This window comes from Marinobacter lutaoensis, assembly GCF_001981305.1.
In the GTDB taxonomy this organism is placed as follows: domain Bacteria; phylum Pseudomonadota; class Gammaproteobacteria; order Pseudomonadales; family Oleiphilaceae; genus Marinobacter; species Marinobacter lutaoensis.
Window position 1 is genome coordinate 38,125 of record NZ_MSCW01000009.1, and the last position, 22,175, is coordinate 60,299.

The 22,175-nt window shown below is 55.8% G+C and carries 23 protein-coding genes; 20 read left to right on the forward strand and 3 right to left on the reverse strand.

The window, feature by feature from the left end; genetic code table 11:
- Positions 1-17 precede the first annotated feature (17 nt).
- Both BTO32_RS14865 and BTO32_RS14870 read right to left on the reverse strand, forming a co-directional pair.
- Complete coding sequence (locus tag BTO32_RS14865; protein WP_076725438.1) at positions 18-899, reverse strand: type IV secretory system conjugative DNA transfer family protein; 882 nt, start codon at positions 897-899, stop codon at positions 18-20.
- A 14-nt stretch (positions 900-913) separates the two neighbouring features.
- Positions 914-1,408, reverse strand: coding sequence for a DotD/TraH family lipoprotein (locus BTO32_RS14870; RefSeq protein WP_076725439.1), 495 nt, complete (start codon positions 1,406-1,408; stop codon positions 914-916).
- A 785-nt stretch (positions 1,409-2,193) separates the two neighbouring features.
- On the opposite strand from BTO32_RS14870, the gene BTO32_RS14875 reads away from it, so the two are divergent.
- The 19 genes from BTO32_RS14875 (at position 2,194) to BTO32_RS14955 (ending at position 20,079) form a co-directional block, all read left to right on the forward strand.
- Positions 2,194-3,351 (forward strand): hypothetical protein, encoded by a 1,158-nt coding sequence (locus tag BTO32_RS14875; protein WP_076725440.1) that lies wholly within the window; start codon positions 2,194-2,196, stop codon positions 3,349-3,351.
- A gap of 52 nt (positions 3,352-3,403) precedes the next feature.
- A complete protein-coding gene (locus tag BTO32_RS14880) occupies positions 3,404-5,362 on the forward strand; it encodes a single-stranded-DNA-specific exonuclease RecJ (protein WP_245820354.1) in 1,959 nt (652 codons plus the stop codon).
- 272 nt (positions 5,363-5,634) lie between these two features.
- On the forward strand, positions 5,635-6,078 hold the full coding sequence (locus BTO32_RS14885) for a hypothetical protein (RefSeq protein WP_139339077.1): 444 nt from the start codon (positions 5,635-5,637) through the stop codon (positions 6,076-6,078).
- Positions 6,079-6,429: 351 nt separating this feature from the next.
- Positions 6,430-6,915: a hypothetical protein gene (locus BTO32_RS17755; RefSeq protein WP_139339078.1), complete on the forward strand. Its 486-nt coding sequence runs from the start codon at positions 6,430-6,432 to the stop codon at positions 6,913-6,915.
- 599 nt (positions 6,916-7,514) lie between these two features.
- Positions 7,515-7,877, forward strand: coding sequence for a hypothetical protein (locus tag BTO32_RS14895; protein ID WP_139339079.1), 363 nt, complete (start codon positions 7,515-7,517; stop codon positions 7,875-7,877).
- A gap of 14 nt (positions 7,878-7,891) precedes the next feature.
- The gene (locus tag BTO32_RS14900; RefSeq protein WP_084206869.1) at positions 7,892-10,495 is read left to right on the forward strand and encodes a DEAD/DEAH box helicase; all 2,604 of its coding nucleotides are present in this window, start codon (positions 7,892-7,894) and stop codon (positions 10,493-10,495) included.
- A 21-nt stretch (positions 10,496-10,516) separates the two neighbouring features.
- Entirely contained in the window at positions 10,517-11,065 is a 549-nt protein-coding gene (locus BTO32_RS14905; RefSeq protein WP_076725446.1) for a hypothetical protein, read from the forward strand.
- Between the two features lie 7 nt (positions 11,066-11,072).
- Positions 11,073-11,768, forward strand: coding sequence for a restriction endonuclease (locus BTO32_RS14910; protein WP_076725447.1), 696 nt, complete (start codon positions 11,073-11,075; stop codon positions 11,766-11,768).
- Between the two features lie 344 nt (positions 11,769-12,112).
- A complete protein-coding gene (locus BTO32_RS14915) occupies positions 12,113-12,853 on the forward strand; it encodes a hypothetical protein (RefSeq protein ID WP_076725448.1) in 741 nt (246 codons plus the stop codon).
- Between the two features lie 111 nt (positions 12,854-12,964).
- A complete protein-coding gene (locus BTO32_RS14920; RefSeq protein ID WP_076725449.1) occupies positions 12,965-13,447 on the forward strand; it encodes a hypothetical protein in 483 nt (160 codons plus the stop codon).
- Positions 13,448-13,637: 190 nt separating this feature from the next.
- A complete protein-coding gene (locus BTO32_RS14925) occupies positions 13,638-15,821 on the forward strand; it encodes a dynamin family protein (protein WP_076725450.1) in 2,184 nt (727 codons plus the stop codon).
- 101 nt (positions 15,822-15,922) lie between these two features.
- Entirely contained in the window at positions 15,923-16,081 is a 159-nt protein-coding gene (locus tag BTO32_RS17920) for a hypothetical protein (protein WP_175618673.1), read from the forward strand.
- A gap of 133 nt (positions 16,082-16,214) precedes the next feature.
- Entirely contained in the window at positions 16,215-16,421 is a 207-nt protein-coding gene (locus BTO32_RS17760; RefSeq protein ID WP_139339080.1) for a hypothetical protein, read from the forward strand.
- 153 nt (positions 16,422-16,574) lie between these two features.
- Positions 16,575-17,312: a hypothetical protein gene (locus BTO32_RS17765; protein WP_139339081.1), complete on the forward strand. Its 738-nt coding sequence runs from the start codon at positions 16,575-16,577 to the stop codon at positions 17,310-17,312.
- 163 nt (positions 17,313-17,475) lie between these two features.
- Positions 17,476-18,000: a hypothetical protein gene (locus BTO32_RS14935; protein WP_139339082.1), complete on the forward strand. Its 525-nt coding sequence runs from the start codon at positions 17,476-17,478 to the stop codon at positions 17,998-18,000.
- Positions 18,001-18,030: 30 nt separating this feature from the next.
- Positions 18,031-18,297, forward strand: coding sequence for a hypothetical protein (locus BTO32_RS14940; RefSeq protein WP_076725453.1), 267 nt, complete (start codon positions 18,031-18,033; stop codon positions 18,295-18,297).
- 180 nt (positions 18,298-18,477) lie between these two features.
- A complete protein-coding gene (locus BTO32_RS14945) occupies positions 18,478-18,777 on the forward strand; it encodes a helix-turn-helix domain-containing protein (RefSeq protein WP_076725454.1) in 300 nt (99 codons plus the stop codon).
- Positions 18,774-19,091 carry a HipA N-terminal domain-containing protein gene (locus BTO32_RS14950; protein ID WP_076725455.1) on the forward strand — a complete coding sequence of 106 codons (318 nt, stop codon included), beginning with the start codon at positions 18,774-18,776 and terminating at the stop codon, positions 19,089-19,091. Before BTO32_RS14945 ends, BTO32_RS14950 begins: the two co-directional genes overlap by 4 nt.
- Positions 19,069-20,079, forward strand: a complete 1,011-nt coding sequence (locus tag BTO32_RS14955) for a type II toxin-antitoxin system HipA family toxin (RefSeq protein WP_175618674.1) — start codon at positions 19,069-19,071, stop codon at positions 20,077-20,079. The genes BTO32_RS14950 and BTO32_RS14955 overlap by 23 nt, the downstream gene beginning before the upstream one ends.
- Before the next feature lie 437 nt (positions 20,080-20,516).
- Here the strand turns inward: BTO32_RS14955 and tnpA are convergent, their stop codons facing one another.
- The gene (tnpA, locus tag BTO32_RS14960; RefSeq protein WP_084206871.1) at positions 20,517-20,930 is read right to left on the reverse strand and encodes an IS200/IS605 family transposase; all 414 of its coding nucleotides are present in this window, start codon (positions 20,928-20,930) and stop codon (positions 20,517-20,519) included.
- A gap of 21 nt (positions 20,931-20,951) precedes the next feature.
- On the opposite strand from tnpA, the gene BTO32_RS14965 reads away from it, so the two are divergent.
- A complete protein-coding gene (locus BTO32_RS14965) occupies positions 20,952-22,175 on the forward strand; it encodes an RNA-guided endonuclease InsQ/TnpB family protein (RefSeq protein WP_076725581.1) in 1,224 nt (407 codons plus the stop codon).

Consider the following 22,175-nt stretch of genomic DNA (forward strand, 5'->3'; position numbering starts at 1 on the left):
GGTATAGCTGCCCTAATCTATTCACCAAAAACCGGCATTTGAGAACTGCCAGTTCCAGAGTTTCCCGGTCCCAAGTAGTCGCTTGAGGCAAACACGGGCTGGGCCTGGTGCTCTTCGAGGGAAACCCACAACGCATCCCAGTGATTCAGACTGTTGAAGGTGAGCGGCACTGCTACCGAGTACACCGTGTCTCCGGCGTTGATTACCTTTCCACCATCAGCCGTGGTCATTTCAGGCTCAGAACCAACCATTATTGGTCGCTGAACGATTTGCCTGGACTCCAGGATGCGGTAGGTAATACGGCCTCGGATGTCTTGAACCAGCTCATTCAATGAATTGGTCCATGAGAGTTGCGCTTGTTCAAGCCCGGCCTTCCAGCCTTCGTCGATGGCCTGTTGCCAAACAGCTTTTTCTTCCGGCGTGCGGGGCAATAGTTTCGGGTGGGGATCTTCCGGATACGGAAACTCACGCCACAAATAGTCACGCCACGTCGGTGGCGTGGTAATTGCCCGCGGCGGCTCGTCCACCCTGTATTGGATCTTTACCTCCCTGAGCTTCTGGTCGTCCGGTGAAATCTCATACCGATCGCGGATCTCTGTAATTGACGGCAGCAGCATGTGCTTATCGACCACGAACGGAGAGAAACTGGCAATGCGATCCAGGGTTCCCTCTTGTGACTTGGTGAACGCCAGGAGCTTTTCATATCGCCAAGCCAGTCCGGTCTGGGCGGCAAACGTGAATGCCGCCTCTCTGATCGCCCGATGCCTCAGCTCATTGGTCAGCGCCGGATCACCGTCGCTGTAGCTGCCCAAACCGAAGCCTGCCTCATATTGCCGGATTTCCTCATAGATGGGCGGCTGTTGAGATTCAATCCATACGTCGAGGCTTGGAACTTCCATAGAGCCCTCCTTGATCAGCGCTCCGGGTAGGTAATCTGCAGGCGATCAATATCGGGATCGAGCGTGACGAGCGCCCTTCCACCTGCCTGATAAGAGGCATCAATGAGGAACTCCGCCAGCGGCTTGCGTGAACGGTTGATAGCAATAGTGATCGGGACAATCGGTGATTTTCCGATGATCTGAGGCTCTTGATAGCCCACCAGCTTGGACAACCCCCTCAAGAACGATTCCAGCTCACCGTAGTAGTCTTCCTTCAGTACAACTTCACGGCGCCACTGCTCTGGAAAATCCGAGGCTTGATAGTCCAGGGTTTCCCCAATACCGGTTGAACTCACTCGTGCGGATTCGGCATAGCTCAACATGCGATAAGACTCGGCGATCTCATCTGCAGCTTTGGAAAGCTGAACAACAGCTGGGTCTACCTGCAAGGTGACATCCTGGGGTGATGCTGCACACCCAGCAAGGAACACCGGGACCAGTAAGGAAGCAAACGTCTTCTTGAAGGCCATTCTTGTCCTCTCTCCTATTGCAATGATTCGCACCTAAGCGGTGCTTCATACTCGAATACCTTATGCACTAATCGTAACACATCAGACTCACCGGTTCGGGTAAGCACCACCAAACGCGAAAAATGATCCGCAGAGTCGCCATACAAGCGCCACGCGGTGGCTGCAGCAAGGCTGCAAAAAAACCAGATACGAGCTGTGCAAGGGCTGAGGAACGGCCATGAAAAGGCCGTACAAAATCCAATTGCAGATAGAGGGCAAGGAAATCGGATAAGTGAACTCAGAAAGAACACTAAACGGCCATAAAACGATCTCTAAAAGGCGTCAAATTGGCCTCTAACTGGCTGAGCGACCATTTCGGAAGCGACGCCATCCCATTCTCCTTCTAGGCAGTCCTATTTGCCTGGGCCACCTTCAACGAAAACCGATCAAAAATTGGCTTGCCGGGCACAAACATCCTGCTCCTTAATCAATGTCTTCACGGATTCGATCAAAAATTCGCGATTAAATTGCCCCCCCCTCCTCGATGTCGATACCCCCAGCGAATTGATTAAAACGCCGTCAAACAACACGACAGCGTTAGAAAATCTCTATCTAGTAATGTTTTAGAATATTCCATGCGAGGCAAAAGGACGTGTATAGTTACTAGGAGGGTATGTGAGTATATAGAGTTATGGGGTAATTTTTTCTAACGCTTTCATTGGGAGAATAGCCCGAAACAGCCGTGCAAACCGCATCGACGCTGGAACGGCCACAAAGCAAAAGACCACCCAGAACGGAAAGAGAACGTGATTGGCAAGATCAACATCGGATTCGACACGGAAAACCCTGAATGCTTTCGGGAAACCGGAGGCATTCCAGACCGGACTCGGAGTTTGTTTACCCGTTTTGTCAGGGAGAAGCTGACGGAATTTCTGATTCAGGACACCGACACGCAGAAGGCGTTTGCCGACTGGGTTGAGGGCCACCTTGAGCGGAGCGGGGCGACCAAGAAGACGAAGCGGAACGATCTGAAGGACATTCGCCGGTTTGCCGAGCGGAACAAGATGCACTATTTGCGAACCCGGGCAGAGGGTCTGTTACTGGAGAACCGGAACAACGTCCCGAACAAGCGTCGGAACTTTGCGATTTCCCATTTGTTCACACAGGACACCCTTGAGCGGATCTTGGGTTATTTCGAGACGAGCCGGCATACCGAAACTCAATACCAGGCGATCCGTTTGTTCGTGATGACGTGCCAGACGGGTTTGCGGACGATCGAATGGGACAGTGCGGAGCTGGTCACCCCACCCTGCCGAGTATTGCCTGGTGAGAGTAAAGAGCTTCCATACCTTGAAGTTCGGACAGCCAAGACCCGGGGTGGTAATCCGGAGCGGACGCGCTACCTGATACTGGATGAGTTTACGGATGCCCAGATAGAGAATCTGGCAGACACGATTCAGTATGCGCGATCGATCAACAAGGGTACCCGGTCGAATCTGGTTATTCAGGCGCGTCGTGTTCTCCAGCATTTATACGCGGATGATCCGGAGGCGCTGGAGCTGTTGTCGGAGTTGGATTTCCGGACGGCTCGCAAGCTGTACACCGTTGAGTTTCTCCGGGGAGGCGCATCGATGAAGGAGGCCGCAGCTGCGCTTGGGCACACGAGCATAAACAATGTTCGGTACTACTCACACGGCGATATTTCGATTGATCGGACCACCGAATTGCCTTTGGCGCGTCCGCCGAAGGGAGCGATTGCCCAGGTGAAAGACACATTGGCCGAGTTGAATGCGGCCCGCCGAAGAAAGGGTCAGGGGCCCCTACGCGGTTATGAGGATGACGATGCTGTTAAGCCTACGGAGCGTCCATCACTCAGACGGTTGTCGGGTCAGAAGGATCGACCTGATGAACAGATGGAAAGTGATGCAAACCGCCTTGGCCGCAGCTTTTTGGACAAGCTGTGACACCTTGGGATAGATGGCACTTCGAGAACTGAGATAGGGAGACATGCGGGACATGCTGAATAACGCGATGTATCAGGGCGGTGTGGCAAGCGACCTGGAAGCCGAACTGACCGGTCTCAAGGAGCGGATACTGGGCAACCGTGGAGCGCACTATCCGGAGGTTTACGACCCGGCGAACCTGATCTGTCCGACGAAATTGACGGATGGTATTCGTGCGGCCGTTCGTCTTTCGGAAGCCCTGATACGTGGTCACCGAGTGGTTGCGGTGGCGGACTTTGATTGTGATGGTGCGACCGGGGCGGCGATTTTCATCCGCTGCATGAATCGTTTTTCGGCGGTGCTCAGTTCGTTCCGGTATCCGAGGGCATCGTTTGAGTACGTGATTCCGGATAGATTCAAGTACGGGTATGGGCTCAAGATCCCGTTGGCCGAAGACAAGATCAGGCCATTGCGTCCGGATGTGGTTGTCACGATTGACAATGGTATTTCGTCTCACGATGCGGTGTACCGTATCAACAGTTGGACGGCGGTTAGTGATTACAACCGCGATGGAACACCTCATGTAATTATCACGGATCACCATGCGCCAGGGGAGGATCTGCCGGCGGCGTATGCAGTGGTCAACCCAAATCGCAAAGATTGCTCGTTCCCGTCGAAAGCGCTGTCGGGTTGCGGGGTGGCGTTTTATCTGATGATTCTGGTTCGCCAGGCTTTGATTTCTCGGTTGAAGAAGGCGGGCAAGCCTGAAGCGGCCCAGGCGATCGCGTCGATTCAGGTGAACCATGTAGCGGACGTTTTGGCGATTGGGACGATTGGTGACGTTGTACCGATGGACGCGAACAACCGGTTATTGGTCAAGGTTGGCCTGGACAGGATCAATCGCGGGCTGAGCATGAGTCCGAAAGAATCTCATGACCGCGGTTACCTGTGCTATGGGGTGAGAGCCCTGTTGAGCCTTGCGGGTGTCCAGGGGCCGGTTACATCGACCGACCTCGCATTCCAGGTTGTCCCTAGGATCAATGCGGTTGGCAGGATGGAGAAGCCGGTATCTGGGATAGAGTGCTTGCTGGCGGACTCACAGATCATTGCTGAGATTGAGGCGAAGCGCTGCGACGCGCTGAACAAGGAACGGAAGGCGGTTCAGAAGGACATGGAGCGGGAGGCCAATGATGAGCTGAGTCGCCTGTTTGGGGAGTCGGACAGCCTGTCGGAGTCGGAAGATCAATCTGCGGTTGTTCTCCATGCGGATCATTGGCACCCGGGCATAGTGGGCCTGGTAGCCAGTCGCATAAAAGAGCGGACGAAGGGGGCGGTAATTTGCTTTTCGCCGGAGGCCGACCCAAATGCGGAGCCAGGTTCGCCGGATGCTGTGAGCGGAGATCCGGACTGGCTGAAGGGGTCTGGTCGATCAGATAACGTGCACCTTCGTGATGCGCTGGCCTATGTGGCGTCCCGTGCCCCGGACATGATGATGCAGTTTGGTGGCCATGCCCGGGCCGCCGGTTTGTCATTACACCGATCGGAGCTGAACCGGTTCCGCCGTTTGTTCCGGGAAGCGGTAGCGTATCTGCGTGAGGTATCCCCTCTTACGAATCCTGTGTTCCAGGATGGTTCTTTGTTGCCGGCACACCGTTGTCGAGAGCTGGCGGAATGGATCGAGGGCCAGCCGTGGGGTCAGATGTTCCCGGAACCTTTGTTCAGCCAGAAGTTCAAGGTGATTCGCTCACTGGGCATCGGGAAGGAACACCAGAAGCTCCTGGTTATGGACTTGGATGATGAACCGCTGACCGGGGAATTTGGTGAAGATGGAACCCCGGTGTATCCGGTAAGCCATGGCGCCAAGGCATTCCCAGTGCTTTGGTTTTTCTCACGGGATGAGAGCAATCCCAATCCGGTGCAGCCGGGAGTAGCTATTGAGCTGACCTATACGCTGACGATCAATCGTTTTCGGGGAAAGGATGAGCTTCAGGGTATTGCCCGGGATGTTCAATATATAGGGCATGGCCGATAAGGCAATTGATGCACTGGCTGACGAGTGCGAACGGGAGATCAGACGCTCCTTCGGCACCCAATCGCCTGCCACGGCGACCTAGCGACGACCGGATGAACTGGGCGGGCATGGGTGTTTCCAAAAAGCCCCGCCTGCCCTTTCACGCCTACTCTGCCCAGGATAATGCGCTACGATAAGCCTATCGAATCGCATGGGTGTATCTATTTCGTATTTTGTTGAGGTAACACACATGCGTTCCCTTGAGAGGCAGCAGGATGGAGGAGTTAGCCAGCATGACAACCCCAACGGCAACAGTGACGAACATGAACGACAAACTCACCCAGACAATTCTGGATGCCGCTTTGAAAGGCGGTATGAATGAGGTGGTTCAGAGGCTTAACGAGAAAGATGAGATCACCCCGGACGATTTGCTGGACGTGGTTCGCGATCTTGGCGAGATTGTCCGCCAGCGCATACATCAGCGGGACGTATTGGCGCAATCCATTCTGAAAGCGGCGGTTGATGCCGGGATGATCAAACGGGAAGCGCAACTTAGCGGCCCGGAAATTCTCGACGCAATCAACAACCTTGGGTCTGCAGCGAAAGAGACGGTACAACGGAATCTCCGGGCTATCGAGGACGAGAGAATCCTGAACGAATTCCTTGGTGAAACGAAGTACACCGGAGAGCCGGTAGAGATCCCGGCGGAGAGCGAGGAAAGCCCGGGGATGCGATAAGGGACTTTCCAGTATGGGTCTGAGGCGAGTTCGCGAGCGGGCGCCTCGGACCTGGATTTGCTTTCCCGCTCAACCCTTCTTCATCGCCACCGCCTTCCCGCGATTGCTCTCCGTCTTGCCCCTGGCGGCATTCAGAATTTTCCGAACAACCTGGTCAACGCAGTGTTGAACAAAGAGAAGGAGATCGACACCTTTACCGACAGTCAGGCCAGTGCTGTATTCGAGTACAAACCGAACATCTGATTGCGGTTAGTTCAGACGCCGGCGAAGCGATAAAGTTCAGGTTGCAGGCCCGGGGCCCGCAGCCTCCCTCCTCTTACCGCCATCAACCTCAGCGAGAATCCGACCGCCATGCACACCGCCGACTACTTGGTTTTCGACCGTTCAGAATACGATGCTTTCGTGACAAGCCTGGGCAGCCAATCCGCCAGCGCTATTCACGAAGCGATCATGGCAGATCGCGACGCCCTCGAATGCCTGGCCCGGCTACGCCTGAAGACGACAATCCGGGAAGGTCGATGGGCATTCGATGTGACGTGCCACACCCAGACACCCGGTTTCTCTCACGACCCACGCGATTCCGGCGGATATTGCACGTCTATCTTTCACATGGAACAGGACTCCGAGCACTCCAATCTGGCGCGTACGGTTGATCTGACGAATTCCGGAGATCTGGAAGGCACAGGCCTCAACAGTTGGCTGGTCGATCAAGCCCGCTGGCGGTTTGAGCGCATTGCCGGGCCGGACCCATGGATTTGCGGCAGCCTCAGCCATGTGGATGCGGACAACGAACGTCGCGTGCCGTTCTGGCGCCGGCACGTCGATGGCGCAGTGTAGAGGTAGACGAATATGGTTGCGGCGCGTTTGAAGGCCCCTGGAAGCGAGCGTTTAACCCTTACCGGTGCACGGTTGCAGTTCATCCGGTGTCGGAAACCGGTGCGCTTCCTCGCCGGACGGATCGCGATGCCCGCGGGTATTTGTACTGGCACGGCGACCGAATAGGATTCAAATGGATCGATGCCATGGATGCGCGGATCAAACGCCGCCCCTTGCGTTCGATGTACACAGGTGAAATCTTTGGCTGAGCCGTGCCTGAGCGGGCAGGCGAAGCCTCATCGCGAAGAAAGGCCGAAGGCCGCCAGCAAGGGCGTCAGCCCGCCAGCGGCCACCGGCCGCCCCCCGGCAACGCCGGGCCTCAAAGCGCTTTTCCCCTGACCTTGACGGGCTGTTTCAAAAACGCCCCACACCCATCGCGATCACTAACGATACGTTTATCCTACAAAGCCACATGCGATAATCTGGACGAACACTCATTAGAGACATGCGACAAGGACGCAATGAGCTGGGAACTGATTCGGACCACGCCACTGAAATTCTGGTTCAACAGACGGGCTCGCCGGTTGTGGCGGGCAGCACAGGAACGAAAGCGCCGGAACATGGAAAGCGCCCGGGAAGCCCGTGAGATTGAGAAAGCGAAGTTGATCGCGTCGGTATTCGGCGTGGAGGTGATCTATCACGATCCGGGCATGAAGTTACCGGGGCATGTAACGCCGTTGCAGGAGGCGGTACGCACACTGCGTCGGTACGGTTACCTGTGCCTAGATCGGAATGGCCAGATCATTGGTTTGGACGACCGGTATATTGGGCAGATTGTTAAGAACCCGGTACCCAAGAGCGAACTGGAAGCAGCGTTTCGCCGGAGTCGGATGGTTGGCATTAACGGTCGGCCTGATCGTTCCAGTGATACCGATTCGTTTTCGGACGACCGCAGCCGCCCGACTCTGAAATTGGTTCGCTGATTGCGGTTATCGCTATGTGGCGTGATCACCAGGCTTTGATCCGGCAAACCCTTACTCAACGCGGGCAACCGAAAAAGGGGTTATCGGCGCCAGTCGCGGAAAACCGTTCATTGGTTGCCCAGGTACGTTACACGCCATCCGCAAGCGGCGACGGCTCCCTGCTTTTGACGATTCTCCAACGCGCTGAATACGTTGCCCAACTCAACCGTACCCTGTCTGACCTCACCCTGATCCGATCAGACACGGAACATCTGGTTGACCGTTCTCGGCTTTCGGGGCGAATGGAAACCCGCACCTGGTTGACCTTTCAATATCCGGCGACCGACGCCAATGCTCGGGCAACCTTGGCACTGGCAAAACGGATCACGCAAACGGGAACTGAGCGCATACAAATAACTGACCGTCGAAGCCGACAGTATTTTGATAGCCAGCGCGCTCGCCTGTTGCAACAGCACACTGAGACACGCATTCGCAGGCAAGAGGATGGTTCGGCGCTTCGGGCCGCGCTTGCCGCTTCGGCGGGCATGGCCGGTCAGCCGGAAAAGCGGGTGCTAATAGCAGACACTCCGCAAGGAAAATCGGACAGCCCGGACATTACCGTGGTTACCGGGCGAACCCCGGCCACTCGGTTGCAAGCAACGGCTTTGAAGATCTACGCCCTCCGCGATCCTAATGATCCGGAGCGGTTGCGGAATGGATATTCCAACGCCGGGCTTTACGAGCTGATCCTAAGCCACCCGGGCGCCCGGTACGTGAAGGGCACAAAAACGCGCAGCGGGTATTTCCGGGTACCGGTCAGTGAAACCACGGCAAACCTGCTCAAGGTTCTGATGAACCGTTATGGTCTGCGCCCCGAGGCAAGGGTTCCGGTTTTGGGCAACAAGCCCTTCGTTGCTGCGATCAAGGAGCGCTTGCACCACCTGCGCAACTGCTACCAGCTTTCGTTTCTGGACTCTCTGGAAACGACGATCGGGCGCCCGAATTTGCCGAGACCGAAGGGGTTGAATTACCTGCCCTACCAGGAAGCGGGCATCCGATATGCCCTTACCCTGGGTAATGCGCTGATTGCAGATGAGCCGGGCCTTGGGAAAACCATACAGGCGATTGGGGTATCCAATGCTTTGCCGGATACCCGGCGCATTTTGGTGATTACGCCGGCGTCCTTGAAGATCAACTGGCAACGCGAATGGCGCAAATGGAGCGTGAAAGAGTTATCGGTTCACCGAGTTCCGGACGGTCGACCGGAAAGCTGGTCACCCGATGCGGATGTGGTTGTTCTGAATTTTGATTTGGTGGAACAGCATTATGAACGGCTGACGGAAAAGCCCTGGGATCTGTTGATTGTGGACGAGGCTCACGCGCTGAAGAACCCGGATGCGAAGCGAACCAAGCTGATCTTGGGTCATGGTCAGGGTCGTAATCATGTTCCGGGCATTCCGGCACAACGGCGGCTGTACCTGACCGGGACACCGACACTGAATCGGCCACGCGAGCTATGGCCTCTGGTGCATTCTCTGGACCCGGACTTTTTCAGCGATAGGCGGGCGTTTGAGGTTCGCTACTGCAACGGCCATCAGACGAAATACGGTTGGGATGCCAGGGGCGCCTCGAATCTGTCGGAATTGCACCGCCAGCTGCGTGCCCGGGTCATGGTTCGCCGGAAGAAAGATCAGGTCTTGAAGGACTTGCCACCCAAAACCCGGCAACTGATCGAGCTCGATCATCCGGCTGTGTCCGCCTACACCGGCAGTTTCCGGAAACTGTCTGAGGCGCAGAAGACGCTGAGGGCGCTGTATGACGAACGTCAGGAGTTAGATGCTCGGGCGCACCGGGGCGAGATAGCGCATGAGAGTTACCAGCAGCAGGCCCACCGGTTGTCCGAGGCGGCTCGGATCGCCTTTCATCAGATGAGCCAGGCCCGCAAGGAAACCGCGCTGGCAAAGGTTCCCCAGGTTGTCGAGTTAATCAAAACCACGTTGAGCAATGGCAAGCTGATCCTGTTTTGCCATCACCATGAGGTCGTAGAAGCGTATGTCGATGCCCTGAATCAACATTTCAAACGCGAGGCTGGCCGGCAGGGTACACCGAACACGGTTGCCGTTGTTACCGGGCAAACGGCGAACGACGAGCGTCAGGTACAGGCTGACCGGTTCCAGGAAGATGACCGATGTCGGGTATTCATTGGCACAATTGGCTCTGCCGGTACCGGTCTGACGTTGACGGAGGCCTCCACGGTGTTGTTTGCCGAACTGGATTGGGTGCCCGGCAACATGAGTCAGGCGGAAGACCGGGCGCACCGGATCGGCCAGAAAGATCATGTGTTGGTGTATCACACGGCCATCGAACACTCTCTGGAAGCCCGAATGATCCGTCGCCTGATCGAGAAGCAGGAGGTCATTGACCAAACGTTGGATGGCCCTTCCGTACCGTCTGACCGGTTAAATCGCCCGGCTACAGAAGACGCGGAAGACCGATTTATGGACTGGGTATTTTCGATTGCGCAGTCTGCGAGCGATGCAGCGGGCATTGTCGGCGCGGACGAGCTGGGCGGGACACTGGATGAGTCCCCGGGCCTGGCGGGTCGGTCCCGGCCTGCCCTATCGGCAGTACCGAATTAATCAATCACTGGGAAGGAGACGATGAAACGCACGACGATGAATCGTGATGAACACACGCATTCGGCAGGCTCGTGCCGGAGGCTGGCAGTCTGGTGTGTCGTGTCCGCCTTGCTGGCGGGCACCGGCAGCGCGATTGCCACCATGGCTTTGGTACCGAGTACGTCGGCCCCAGGCGAAGAGGTGAAGGCGGTGTACGTAAAGGACAACCATTTGCGCTTCCGCGATGTTGATGCGGCGGTGTCAAAGGCATTCGGGAAGGAGTTGGCCCGGCTGGGCGTCACCGAGATTGAGGTGAGCGCGACCAAGGGGCATCCGGACCACTACATGATGTCGGTGACCCTCGGAGACGACCGGTTTGAGTATGGCGCGGTCTATCCGGACCATCGGGCGATGAGCATGACTGTGGCGCCGTCGGGAGAGGTGCGCATCCGATTCACGCCAGAGGAACGACTGGGCGACGAAGCCAGTTACTTGCGTCTGGCACATGAAGTCAGCCGTCTGGGGTTACACGCGGCAAAGCGTTATGCCGCCAGCCGGAATCGTGTGTTTATGGTTCGAGACGAGGTATAGAGAGGAAATGCTCAGACCGGAGCTTGAGTTGAGTCATTTCATGGAATCCTTGACGCTGGCGGGCCTGACGCTGCCACTGTATGGGTGGCTATTGCTGGCGGTGACCGCGGGCTTTGCGTTTCTTATCCACCGGATGCCGGGGCCACGTCGCTCGTGGCGTGTGGCCGCCTCGCGCCGATGGTTGGCGCGATTTCGCCGCCGGGCTCATCGCTACACGGATTATCAGCGCTTCGAGTACATCCGCAAAACCGATCCATTTCTGTTCGAAGACATCTTGATGACGGCGTTTGAGGAGCGGGGTTACAAGGTACGGCGGACACCGGCGACGCGCGATGGTGGCGCCGACGGTTATGTCGATCTCGACGGGCTGCAGGTGGTGGTTCAAGCCAAGCGGTATCGAGGTTCGATTGCGCCGGCGCACGTACATGCCCTGGAGTTTCTGGCCACCCGGAACCCCAAACTCGACCGTGGGCTTTTTGTGCATACCGGGCGCACGTCGCGCCCCATACAGGAGTACATTCGTCGGTCACCTACTCTGGACATGCTCAGCGGGGTATCGACGCTGCTGGCCTTCCTGGACGGAAAGCCCATCACGCTGTTTGGCCGACGGCTTCGTCCGGCAAAACACCTGGCACGGCGTAGCTCAAAAGAGAACCGTTCGTCATCGAGCGACGCATCTCTACACGCTGGTAATCGTGTCTAGCCAACACATCGTGTCTAGCCAACACGAAGACTCTTGCCCCGCTCCTGCGGGGCTTTTTCATGCACCCGATCCTTCGTCTTCCATAAATAGGCGCAGCTCGTCCAAATCGCGTCTGTACAGCGTTTTCCCCAAGCAACAGAGATGCGCCCACATGAGCAGTTCCCATAGGTGAAATGCCATTAGCATAAAGCTTATTGTGGTGATGCTCGGAGCGGAAATCACGACAGGAAGGATCGACAGCGCAAACGCAGCATTTCTTACTGGTCGATGGCGCGAAAAACGATTCAGCCAGGGCAAATTGATTAAGATAGGCCAAAGAATTCAAACGAAAATGGGGCAGCGTTTTGACCAAAACCCACGAACCGGAGAGTCGGTTAGACGACGATTTAGATGCCGGCAGTCGCCACGATGACCTATATGATGCGGTGCTATACAACGGCAGCTATGCACGCGACCCGGCCAGATATAGCGCCGACATACAAACGCTGCTGGCGCCGCGCCTGCATGACACAATCCGCCAGCAACAGCGCGCACTGGACTCCGCGGTACCGAATCGGTCGGAAGCGGATGCGCGGGATCGCCGGGCGCAATGGCTGGCGCAGGAGCAAAACCGGATTTATTCACTCACTACCCGGGCCAGGCTGCGCATGTCCTGGAGCATACGCTGGGCGGTGGCCACGCTGACGTGTATGCTGCTGGCCGTCATTACGTTCAACGTCACCATTCTCAGTGCACACCCGGTCAGCCGCCCGGGCACGGATCTTATGTCACCGGAAGGGTTGGTATTGACCGCGCTGGTAGCCGGCATCATGGTCTGCGGCCTGAACACCTTACGCCATGCCCTGCACCGGGAGTTGGCACAGCTCCGGTCCCTCATTCGAGGCCATCGCCCAGCATCGGACACCCCGAAGGTTCAGTTGCACAGCACCCGGACATGGACCTGGCAGCGCCAGGCGTTTCGTTTGATGGGTGTTACCTGGACGATCCCGGTTCCCCGGCGGGCGTATCGGATGTTACCGGTGACAGACTGGGATTTTCAATACGACGCTCTGACGTATCTGAGGAAACAGCACACCAAAAACTGATTCGGTGTCCGGTGTTACTTTAGCGCATCCAAAACGCCCCACCTCGCAGCCGGTCTGCCGATTTATACTGGTGGCATCCATGTGCTTTTTGGAAAAACGAAAGGGTCGGTCATGAACACACGGATTGAATTGCTGTACAGAAGCGCGTCGGCGAAAGAATGGCTGACCGTAATTTTGCCGGGGGCCATCACGCAACAACAGGTGAACACCATTTCCGATTCGTTGACGATGGATACCTGCTTTATCCCGGCGCAAGTGGGTCTGCCCTCCCCTCTGGAAGAGTCGATCCGGCAAGGCGAATTATCGGGCGTGACCGAGGACGATCACGTCTGGACGAGTCTTGAGGACTGGCTGGAAGGCACGCCGAATGCGGAAGACCTGCATACCGAAGAACCACCGACGATCGAACTTCCGGTTGAGGAATTTGCCGACCGGGTGAGCACTGCGAAGTGGGACCTGGTTAAGGAACATCGACGTATGGAGATGCCGGATTTCGGGGTCATTCTGGCGCGCATTGAGGCCACCGAGACGGACGAGATGCGCCTTGAGATGCTTGATGCAACTGCCCGCACGGACAATCTCCGGGAAAGCTGAGATGCCACGGTCTAAAGCATCAAGGAGATACCACTCCACCTAACCTATTTACCTCCTCTCGACCCTCTCTTGCCGCTTCACTAGGGCGGGTAGAAACTGGCTCGCCCACCATGAATTAACATTTTTATTGGTAAATTATGCAGTTTGTGCATATTATGACTAACGCTATGCACAATAACGGAGGTGAGGCATGAGCAGCAACGAATCTATCCTCAAAAAGATGCGCCTGGATGCCGGGATTTCGCAAGCCGAAATGGCGGCTTACTTGCAGGTTTCCCAGGGCCAGGTATCGCGTTTTGAGCAAGACCCGGATGAGGTCAGCATGAAGATCTATCGGCAATGGGAAGCCTATTGCGGCAAAGTGGCCAACAGCCGGCCATTGGATGTTGGTGATCCGCTAAAGGAGATCCGTCAGCGGATCGAGTTGATTGCCAATTATTGCGATGCTGCACCGAAGCTGGTTGATGGTTTCCCTGTTGAGCAACTGGAAAACGGTGAGGAAACAGCGTCAACCGAGAGCTTGGTACAGGGTATTCGGCGCATTGCGCGCAAACCCCGGATGGGCTTGTTCGGGCGGTTCGACATGGGCAAGTCACGGCTGGCGAATATGCTTATGGGCGGTGACAGCCTGCCGGCGTCGTACCAACCGGCCACGAGCATTGCTTGCCTGGTGCGACATATTGACGACCAGCCGGCATGGCAACCGGAACCTGTTTGGATTTTCGGCAAGGGTTTTGATCTGGATCGCCCGGACGACGAAGATCACTGCAAGGCGCACCGAATCATCGGCGGCGGCTTCGAGATGCTCCGGGAGTATGGCACGCACTCTGGCAGCATGAGCGGGCGCCATGAAGCGGTAGCGGCCGTTGTTTACGTCGATTCGCCATTCCTGCGCGGGTGCGACATTATCGACCTCCCAGGCTACCAGCACCAGGAAGGAGACGACCAGCGGGCAGAAATGGCCCGCCAGCTGGCGGACATTATCGTGTATGTATCCACGGCCCAGGGGTTCATGAACGAGTATGACCGCAGCTACCTGTCGCAGCTGATCCGAAATCTACCGGCTTACGAAACGCCTGAAAACGGGCTCGACCCGCTGTGCAACCTGTTTGTTGTCGCCACCCGAGCCGATATTGTCGGCGACGCCATTGATGGCATTCTCGACAAGGCCGCGTCCTACAGTTTCGATGGCATCAGCGATACGCTGCAGGATCGTGGCGAGCAAGTCGGCGTCCCAATCGATGAGGCTGCGTTCCGGCGGCGCTTTTTCACCTACTCCGCAGAGAACGTCGGACTGCGCAGCAACTTCGAACGGGAACTGGGCAATCTTCTTTCTGATGCCTGCCCCAAGCACATTCTGCGCGACATGGAGAAGGCGATTCAGCAGGCCAAGGCCTCCGGTACCCAGTCACTTGTGGCTCTCATCAACATTCTTCAAGAAACCCTGGATCACCAGGAGCGCGCTCGCGAGGACATGGAAACCATCTTGAGCGAAGAGCCTCAGCGCATCCAGAAGAAAACCGAATACGAGCAACAGGTACTGAACCTGATTCGGCAGCTCAAGACCGAATCCGTATCCGAGATTGAACAGATCTGCGATGAATGGATCGATGCCGACCGAATCGAAAGTGTTATTCGCAACCGCTATGACAAAAAGAAGCAAGCCCGCGAACTGGCCCCAGGCCACATTATCGAGAAGATTCAGTTCAATACGGACCAAGTGCTGAAAGCAAAAGCGAAACGGCTTTCCACGGTAATCGACGAGTACCTGAACGAATACGATATCGGCATTGAGGCAAACAGCACCCTGCACAGCAGCTGGGAGTTCAACGCGAAAGGAGCATTTATTGGCTCGCTGGCGAGCCTGGGCACATTCGGCGCACTCGCTTCATGGGCGAGTGTGGTAGCGGGTGGCAGCAACCTGGGCGGCTACATTCTGGCGGCCAAGATCACATCCGCCCTTGCCGCGATTGGCATCCCCACGGGAGGCACAGGAACGATCATGACGCTGATTCGTACTTTGGGTGGGCCGTTCGCAGTGGGTGTTGGTATTTCCGTCGCGATTGGCGTCATTGCAGCAGCCATCTTCGGTGACTCGTGGCAACGCAAGCTCGCCCGGAAGATCGAAAAGGAGCTGAAAAAAGCAGGGGCGAAAGACACCCTGGTGCGCAATGTGGGCGCATTTTGGGACGATACCGAAAAGGCGTTCAAACATGCGGCGGAGGAAACGGAACAAGATTTCCAGCGCAAACTGGAGAGCTTGAAGCAGATCGCTTTCAGCACCGATGTCGATGTTTTGCAGGCGCATCTGTCGAATGCGAAGGAGCTGAAGGATTTTTTCGCCGGTATTCCGTGGCGCCCCTTGGAAAGCTAACCCGTGGCATCATAGGTTAGCCTGACCCGGCCCGCCCTCACCCATCGGAATAGGGGGCGGGCATTGCGAGGTAATCGACCAGGAATTCGGAGACTGTGATTATGACTCAAATGTCAGAAGCCGAGCGCGAAGACATCTGGGCCGAGGGGCACGAGGCGTTCGAGATGGACGAGCCGGAGCACAGCAATCCCTATCGCTTGGGAACATTGGAATATGAGATTTGGCTTGATGGTTGGGAGGATGTGCAACAAGATAATTGATAAAAAATGCGATTCTAGCCCTGAATGCAGATAATAATCGCAGCACTTTGGGACATCGAATATCTGAATTATCGAGTAAATTAGAATCATTGAAAGAGGACGCAGCTTCTGGTTCTAAATGCAGGTGATACCCATGGAAACATTAATTTCATACTTAACAGCAATCCCGGCCGCCATAGGTTTTATTTTAGCTTTGATCGGCGTGATCCCGTTTGTCATGGCCCTTAAAAATCCACCGAGCAATACGAGACAAGCCGCTTTTTACTGTTCTGTATACGTAGCTGGAGCGGTGGGAATGATGTCATTCCTGGCCCACCTGTTCGCAAATGTACAAACATAGTTTGAATAGAGAGCGCTGAATTGAGACTGATCAAAAAATGCGCCCCTGATACAGGCCTCATTATATTTATCAACTGTATTTGAAGCATAAGCCAAGCGCGCGTATCATAATTTAGAGAACAAGTAACGATAACCAACAACGGAAGTCAGAAGTATGGGAATCAAAGAGTACGGCCCGGGCGATCATGATGCCGGATTTATCGGTTTTCGGGTGACGTTTTGCTTTGATGGTGAGTATCGGCAAGCGTATTTTTCTACCGTAAGAGCCAAATACCAGGACGACCGCTGCCTCTATTTCAAGCGACAGCGTTTAAGGGCGGAACTTCAGGATGCAGAATGGGCGGCCGAAAGTGCCCTTTATCAATACCGGCGCTTTGTTACGGAAAACTCGTCGAACACAAAACCCTTCCGGGGCGTCGGAGTTCATGGAATCACTCTAGGGTTCCACAGACCGAGTGGAACGAGTAAATGGACGCCTCATATTGCCGTTTCACGTCCTGGACGCCCGAGCGTGCGCAAGACGTTCAAAAAAGGGTATTTCAGCGCTATTTGGGCTCAATGTGTCGAGTTATGGGCTACCGAATATGGCGTGCTCGAAGGTGACAGGCAGCGCGTACTGAACAATCCTCCCAACCCAACCCAGTTCAAAGATCTGCGACGGCACATGAATGAGGTTGAAGGCCATGACATCCCAGCATCTGCGCTATCCGATGTTTTTCGGGAGCAAAGGGATCAACTCAAAGCCACGCGCATTCTCAAACCGACGACTCGCAAGCCAGCTCTGGCCGACCATTTCGCGCCACAAGATAGCGATCGCCAAAGGGCGGATACCTTGGAAGCCGAAATGGCGACCTGGTTTGAAAAAGAACGGCAGCAATTCGCCGCCTGCTGATGCACGAGCATGGATGCTCAAATTGGTCACTCGTGAATGGGCGCGATAGCCCGGGCGCTCAGTCAACATAGGTACACTATTCGGTATCGATTCCATTTTGGTACGACAAGGTTTCCCTATGGCAAAACGATTTTCCATTTCCTATCTGAAACACCTTTGGTGCTTGGCACTGGTGACCCTCAGCTGCGTCTGGACCAGTTCGGTTTTGGCCACCCCCGCCCTGATTGGTATCGAAGCGCAGATCACCACAGTTGGCGAACTGAGAGCCATGTATGAGGATGCCGAAATGATTGCCGGATACACGGACGAATTCGGAGGGCCGATCTATCGGATAACCGGTGAGGATGCCGGCGCCGAAGGAATGCACGAAGCCCGGTTCATCTTTAATCGCAACGGCGTCCCGGTTGCCATGACTGGGGTGTTCGATCGTCAACTGTTTGATCACATCAATCTGATTCTGGGCACTCGCTACAAACTGATTCACCACAACAACCGGCCGGGCGTAAAAGACCGACTGCGGTCAGCCTGGTATCAAACCGGGGATCGAGCGAACACCATCGTCTCTCTGACGGCGCCAAAGGGCAGCGACAAGGTGTATGTGACCTATGCGGATCTGGCCACCCGAAACCGGATTCAGGCCGCTCTGGAACGGCAAAAAGAACCGCCAAAGCGGTATTGGTGGCAGTGAACCCGACTCAAAGAAAGGACGGAGAGAATCTTGACTTCTGACCACCTGAACTCCGGTGAAATTCTGTGCCTGGAACTGGACGACCAGGCACTGGATGACCTGATAACACTCCTGAATGAGAATCTTCAATCGATCGAACGGAAATACGAAGCTGCGATTGAGAGCAAGAAGCTGGCCCAGAGCGTTTCCAAATGCTCGGAATATTCCAAGTTTGTTTGCTGCAGCATCACACCGCCTCTGAGCCCTAGCAACAATCCGGGGTCGGCAACCATCGCCTTCCCCGATTCCCTCTGCTGAAGACTCTGCCGCCGATACGCCACCGCCGACTTGCGAAAAGTGCAATAAACTAATATCCAAAAGAAAAAATAAGCCAGAAAAAGATTTCATTGACGAAACTGGTCTCCCAAGTCAGTATAGAGACAATAGATCACTATTTAAGGCTATTTACGCATTAAACTGACACTGAAACGGTGTGCAATGAAAACCAAGGCTGGCTTACTCAACGCGCTACACGACGAAATCAAAAGGCTTCAACTCCTTGCTGACAAGATTGAAGCATCGGAAGAACCGGACCTTCACCCCATCTCTGACCTGGCAACGGTGTTGCGGGATCGCCGCGAGAGCCTGAGACTCAGCGTCACGGACGTTTCCGATTTAGCCGGGCTCTCCCCAAATACCTACCGGGTACTAGAAACGGGCGCTGGCAACCCAACGATCACGACACTGACGGGGATTGGTAAAGTCCTGAACTTTGATGTGTGGCTGGAGCTCAAATGAAAGCGCTTGTCAAAATGAATGGAATTGTCGCCGGAACCTTGAGCAGACAGGGTTCAAAAGTGATGTTTGAGTATGATAAGGGCTATCTGACACTCGGACAGCCTGCTTTGAGCAAAAGCCTACCGTTACGGACTGAGCCCTATGAATCTGAAGGCTTACCCGCCTATTTCAGCGGTTTGGTGAGCGAAGGCTGGCTTAAACGAGTTCAATCCAGAGAGCAACGCATCGACCCTGACGACGACTTCGCCTTGCTTGTCCACAACGGAGACGACCTACCCGGAGCCATAACCATTGAACTGCTTGATCTGTCTTAAAACGCTGCCTGAGAAGGGAACGTCTGGCTACCACGGGAAATGCCTTGAGCGCCTTTTCGGAGACAAGGAGGTTGACCTGGATCTGCCTGAGAACCGGAAAGATCTCGTATCTAAGATGCCCAAACAGACCAAAGGATTCTCCATCAGCGGCGTTCAAATGAAGTGCCAGATGGCGATTGAGGACAAAAAACTCAAGCTCGTGGACCACAACGGGCAGTTCATCATGAAGCCCTCTCCTGAAGAGTATGCGAACGTCGCGGAGAATGAGCACGCCACCCTTACCCTGATGGATCGCATTGGGTTTGATGTCCCTCCATGTGGACTTCTGAGGCTGCAGGACGACCACCTGGTGTTCATTATCCGACGCTATGACCGGGATTTTGAAACGGGCATGAAAGCGCATCAGGAAGATGCCATGCAGGCCCTAGGGATCACCAACGAAGACGCCTCGAATAAGTACACCTCTGCCAGCTATGAGGAAGTCCTGAAAATGGTCATCAAGGAAGCCGGTATGGCCGTGGCCATGGAGTTACTGCTCCGGCTGGTGTTCAGCTATGCGGTGGGCAATGATGATCATCATCTGAAGAATATCAGCTTCTACCATGACCCCATGTTCAGGCTGACACCGTGCTACGATGTGCTGGCCTCCAGCCTGTATAGCTCGGCGTCCGAGAACCCAATGGCTCTGCCCTTCTTTGAAGATCGAGAGGCGCTACCGAGCTATTACGGGAACATGGGAAATGGTTTCTATGCGGGGTCGGATTTTATTGAACTGGGCGTCAGAGCAGGTCTGTTGGAGGCCGCTGTTCGCAAACGCATTTCTCAGCTGCTGAGAAAAGTGGCCAGGCTCGCCCCCGCTGCGATCCATGATTCCTATATGCCTGACGAGATGAAAGAAAAGTATGTGAATCTTGTTCGCCAAAGACTCACGTTTCTTGATGTGTTGGACTACACAAACCCAAAACCGACGAGAGAGGGTAGCCGGTGAACATCGCTGCAATCCGAATAAATCAGGATCAACGCTTTTCTCTCGCCAGCGTTTCAATTTGACCTACAATATCGGTACGCCGCCGGGCAGACTTTGTGCTGGCCGACGGATTGCAACTATAGGTTGGTTATTTTTCGCACGGCTCACCAATCACCAACTTCCCGGCTTTATGCCGGCTTTTTTTTGTGTGCCCGGCACGGGCGCACAATCGGGATAGTGGGGAGCCATGAGGCTCCGCCCCTCCCCCACCACCCGGCATGCGGGTCCGCACCGGGCGGTTCGAGACGTTGAGGTTTCACGAGAGTTTCGGCACACCCAACCGGTCGAGAAACTCAGTGGCGAGGACGCGCTGGTCGCTGACCCGGTGCGCGACAAGCCCCGCCGTTCAGGGCGGGGAAGGATAGCGCGGACGGCGCAGCCGTCCTTGTCTTTGGGTTTCAGTGTGGGGTTTGCTGCTGCTCGATGTACTGGCGCACGATGGAAATCGGCGCGCCGCCGCAGCTTGAAGCGAAATAGGACGGCGACCACAGCACGCCTTTCCAGTAGCGCTTCTGGATGTCGGGCCGTTCCTTCCGCAGCAGGCGACTGGAGACGCCTTTGAGGCTGTTCACGAGCTTGGAGACAGCCACCTTGGGCGGGTATTCCACAAGCAGGTGAACGTGATCGTCCTCGCCGTCCATCTCGATCAGTTGCGCCTCGAAGTCGGCGCAGACCTTGGCGAAGATCGTGCGCAGCCGGTTGATAGCGTCACCATCGAATACCCTGCGGCGATATTTCGCTACAAAGACCAAATGGACATGCATCTTAAAAACGCAGTGTCGTCCATGCCTAATATCGTTGTCGTCGCTCATAGGCCAAATTATAATATCCGCATGCAACGCCTCCAAGCCTTCAAATACGAACTGCGACCAGACGGCCAGCAAGAGCGGCAAATGCGCCGCTTCGCCGGTTCGTGCCGGTTCGTCTACAACAAGGGGCTGGCGTTGCAGAAAGAGCGCTACGAGCGCGGAGAGAAGAAGCTGGGCTACGCCGGGCTGTGCAAGCTGCTCACCGAGTGGCGCAACAGCGCGGAAACGGCTTGGCTGGCCGATGCGCCGGTCCATCCCTTGCAACAGGCGCTCAAGGATTTGGAGCGGGCCTACAGCAACTTCTTCGCCAAGCGGGCCGACTTTCCACGTTTCAAGAAGAAAGGCCAGCGCGACAGCTTCCGCTACCCCGACCCGAAGCAGATCAAGCTCGATCAGGGCAACAGTCGCATCTTCCTGCCCAAGCTGGGATGGCTGCGCTACCGCAATAGTCGCGAGGTGCTGGGTACAGTCAGAAATGTCACCGTGAGCCAGTCTTGCGGCAAGTGGTTCGTAAGCATCCAGACCGAGCGCGAAGTTGAGCAGCCCGTGCCGCAGGCCACCACAGCAGTGGGTATCGACATGGGCGTGATCCGCTTCGCCACACTCTCGGACGGCACGTTCTACGCGCCGCTCAACAGCTTCAAGCGGCATGAAACGGCCCTGCGCAAAGCGCAGCAGGCCATGAGCCGCAAAACCAAATTCAGCAACAACTGGAAGAAGGCGAAAGCCCGAGTCCAGCGCATTCACTCCCGTATCGGCAACGCCCGCCGCGACTTCCTGCACAAGACCTCGACCGCGATCAGCCAAAACCACGCGATGGTGTGTATCGAGGATTTGCAGGTACGGAACATATCAAGGTCAGCGGCAGGTACTACCGAACAACCGGGACGAAACGTTCGGGCCAAGTCCGGCCTGAACAAGTCCATCCTCGATCAAGGCTGGTTCGAGTTCCGCCGCCAACTGGATTACAAGCTGGCGTGGCAAGGCGGCTGGCTGGTTGCAGTGCCGCCACAGAACACGAGCCGTTCCTGTCCGTGCTGCGGCCATGTGTCTGCCGACAACCGGCAGACGCAAGCCCGATTTGCATGTGTGGAATGTGGCTTCGAGGAAAACGCCGATGTGGTCGGCGCGATCAATGTGCTAAGGGCGGGACACGCCCGGTTCGCCTGTGAAGTGAGCGATGCAGTAGGGTCGCCAGCAGCAGGAACCCACCGAAGCGACTCAGGGGCGGCTCAATGCCACCCCTGA

Bases quoted from the DNA above. Each gene is read 5' to 3' on its own strand.
- BTO32_RS14900 (WP_084206869.1), top strand. From the start codon at position 7,892: ATGTGGCGTGATCACCAGGCTTTGATCCGGCAAACCCTTACTCAACGC.
- BTO32_RS17760 (WP_139339080.1), top strand. From the start codon at position 16,215: ATGGAAACATTAATTTCATACTTAACAGCAATCCCGGCCGCCATAGGT.
- BTO32_RS14945 (WP_076725454.1), top strand. From the start codon at position 18,478: ATGAAAACCAAGGCTGGCTTACTCAACGCGCTACACGACGAAATCAAA.
- BTO32_RS14920 (WP_076725449.1), top strand. From the start codon at position 12,965: ATGAACACACGGATTGAATTGCTGTACAGAAGCGCGTCGGCGAAAGAA.
- BTO32_RS14965 (WP_076725581.1), top strand. From the start codon at position 20,952: ATGCAACGCCTCCAAGCCTTCAAATACGAACTGCGACCAGACGGCCAG.
- BTO32_RS17755 (WP_139339078.1), top strand. From the start codon at position 6,430: ATGCACACCGCCGACTACTTGGTTTTCGACCGTTCAGAATACGATGCT.
- BTO32_RS14885 (WP_139339077.1), top strand. From the start codon at position 5,635: ATGACAACCCCAACGGCAACAGTGACGAACATGAACGACAAACTCACC.
- BTO32_RS14870 (WP_076725439.1), bottom strand. From the start codon at position 1,408: ATGGCCTTCAAGAAGACGTTTGCTTCCTTACTGGTCCCGGTGTTCCTT.
- BTO32_RS14895 (WP_139339079.1), top strand. From the start codon at position 7,515: ATGGAAAGCGCCCGGGAAGCCCGTGAGATTGAGAAAGCGAAGTTGATC.
- BTO32_RS14880 (WP_245820354.1), top strand. From the start codon at position 3,404: ATGCTGAATAACGCGATGTATCAGGGCGGTGTGGCAAGCGACCTGGAA.
- BTO32_RS14910 (WP_076725447.1), top strand. From the start codon at position 11,073: ATGCTCAGACCGGAGCTTGAGTTGAGTCATTTCATGGAATCCTTGACG.
- BTO32_RS17765 (WP_139339081.1), top strand. From the start codon at position 16,575: ATGGGAATCAAAGAGTACGGCCCGGGCGATCATGATGCCGGATTTATC.
- BTO32_RS14925 (WP_076725450.1), top strand. From the start codon at position 13,638: ATGAGCAGCAACGAATCTATCCTCAAAAAGATGCGCCTGGATGCCGGG.
- BTO32_RS17920 (WP_175618673.1), top strand. From the start codon at position 15,923: ATGACTCAAATGTCAGAAGCCGAGCGCGAAGACATCTGGGCCGAGGGG.
- tnpA (WP_084206871.1), bottom strand. From the start codon at position 20,930: ATGAGCGACGACAACGATATTAGGCATGGACGACACTGCGTTTTTAAG.
- BTO32_RS14950 (WP_076725455.1), top strand. From the start codon at position 18,774: ATGAAAGCGCTTGTCAAAATGAATGGAATTGTCGCCGGAACCTTGAGC.
- BTO32_RS14905 (WP_076725446.1), top strand. From the start codon at position 10,517: ATGAAACGCACGACGATGAATCGTGATGAACACACGCATTCGGCAGGC.
- BTO32_RS14865 (WP_076725438.1), bottom strand. From the start codon at position 899: ATGGAAGTTCCAAGCCTCGACGTATGGATTGAATCTCAACAGCCGCCC.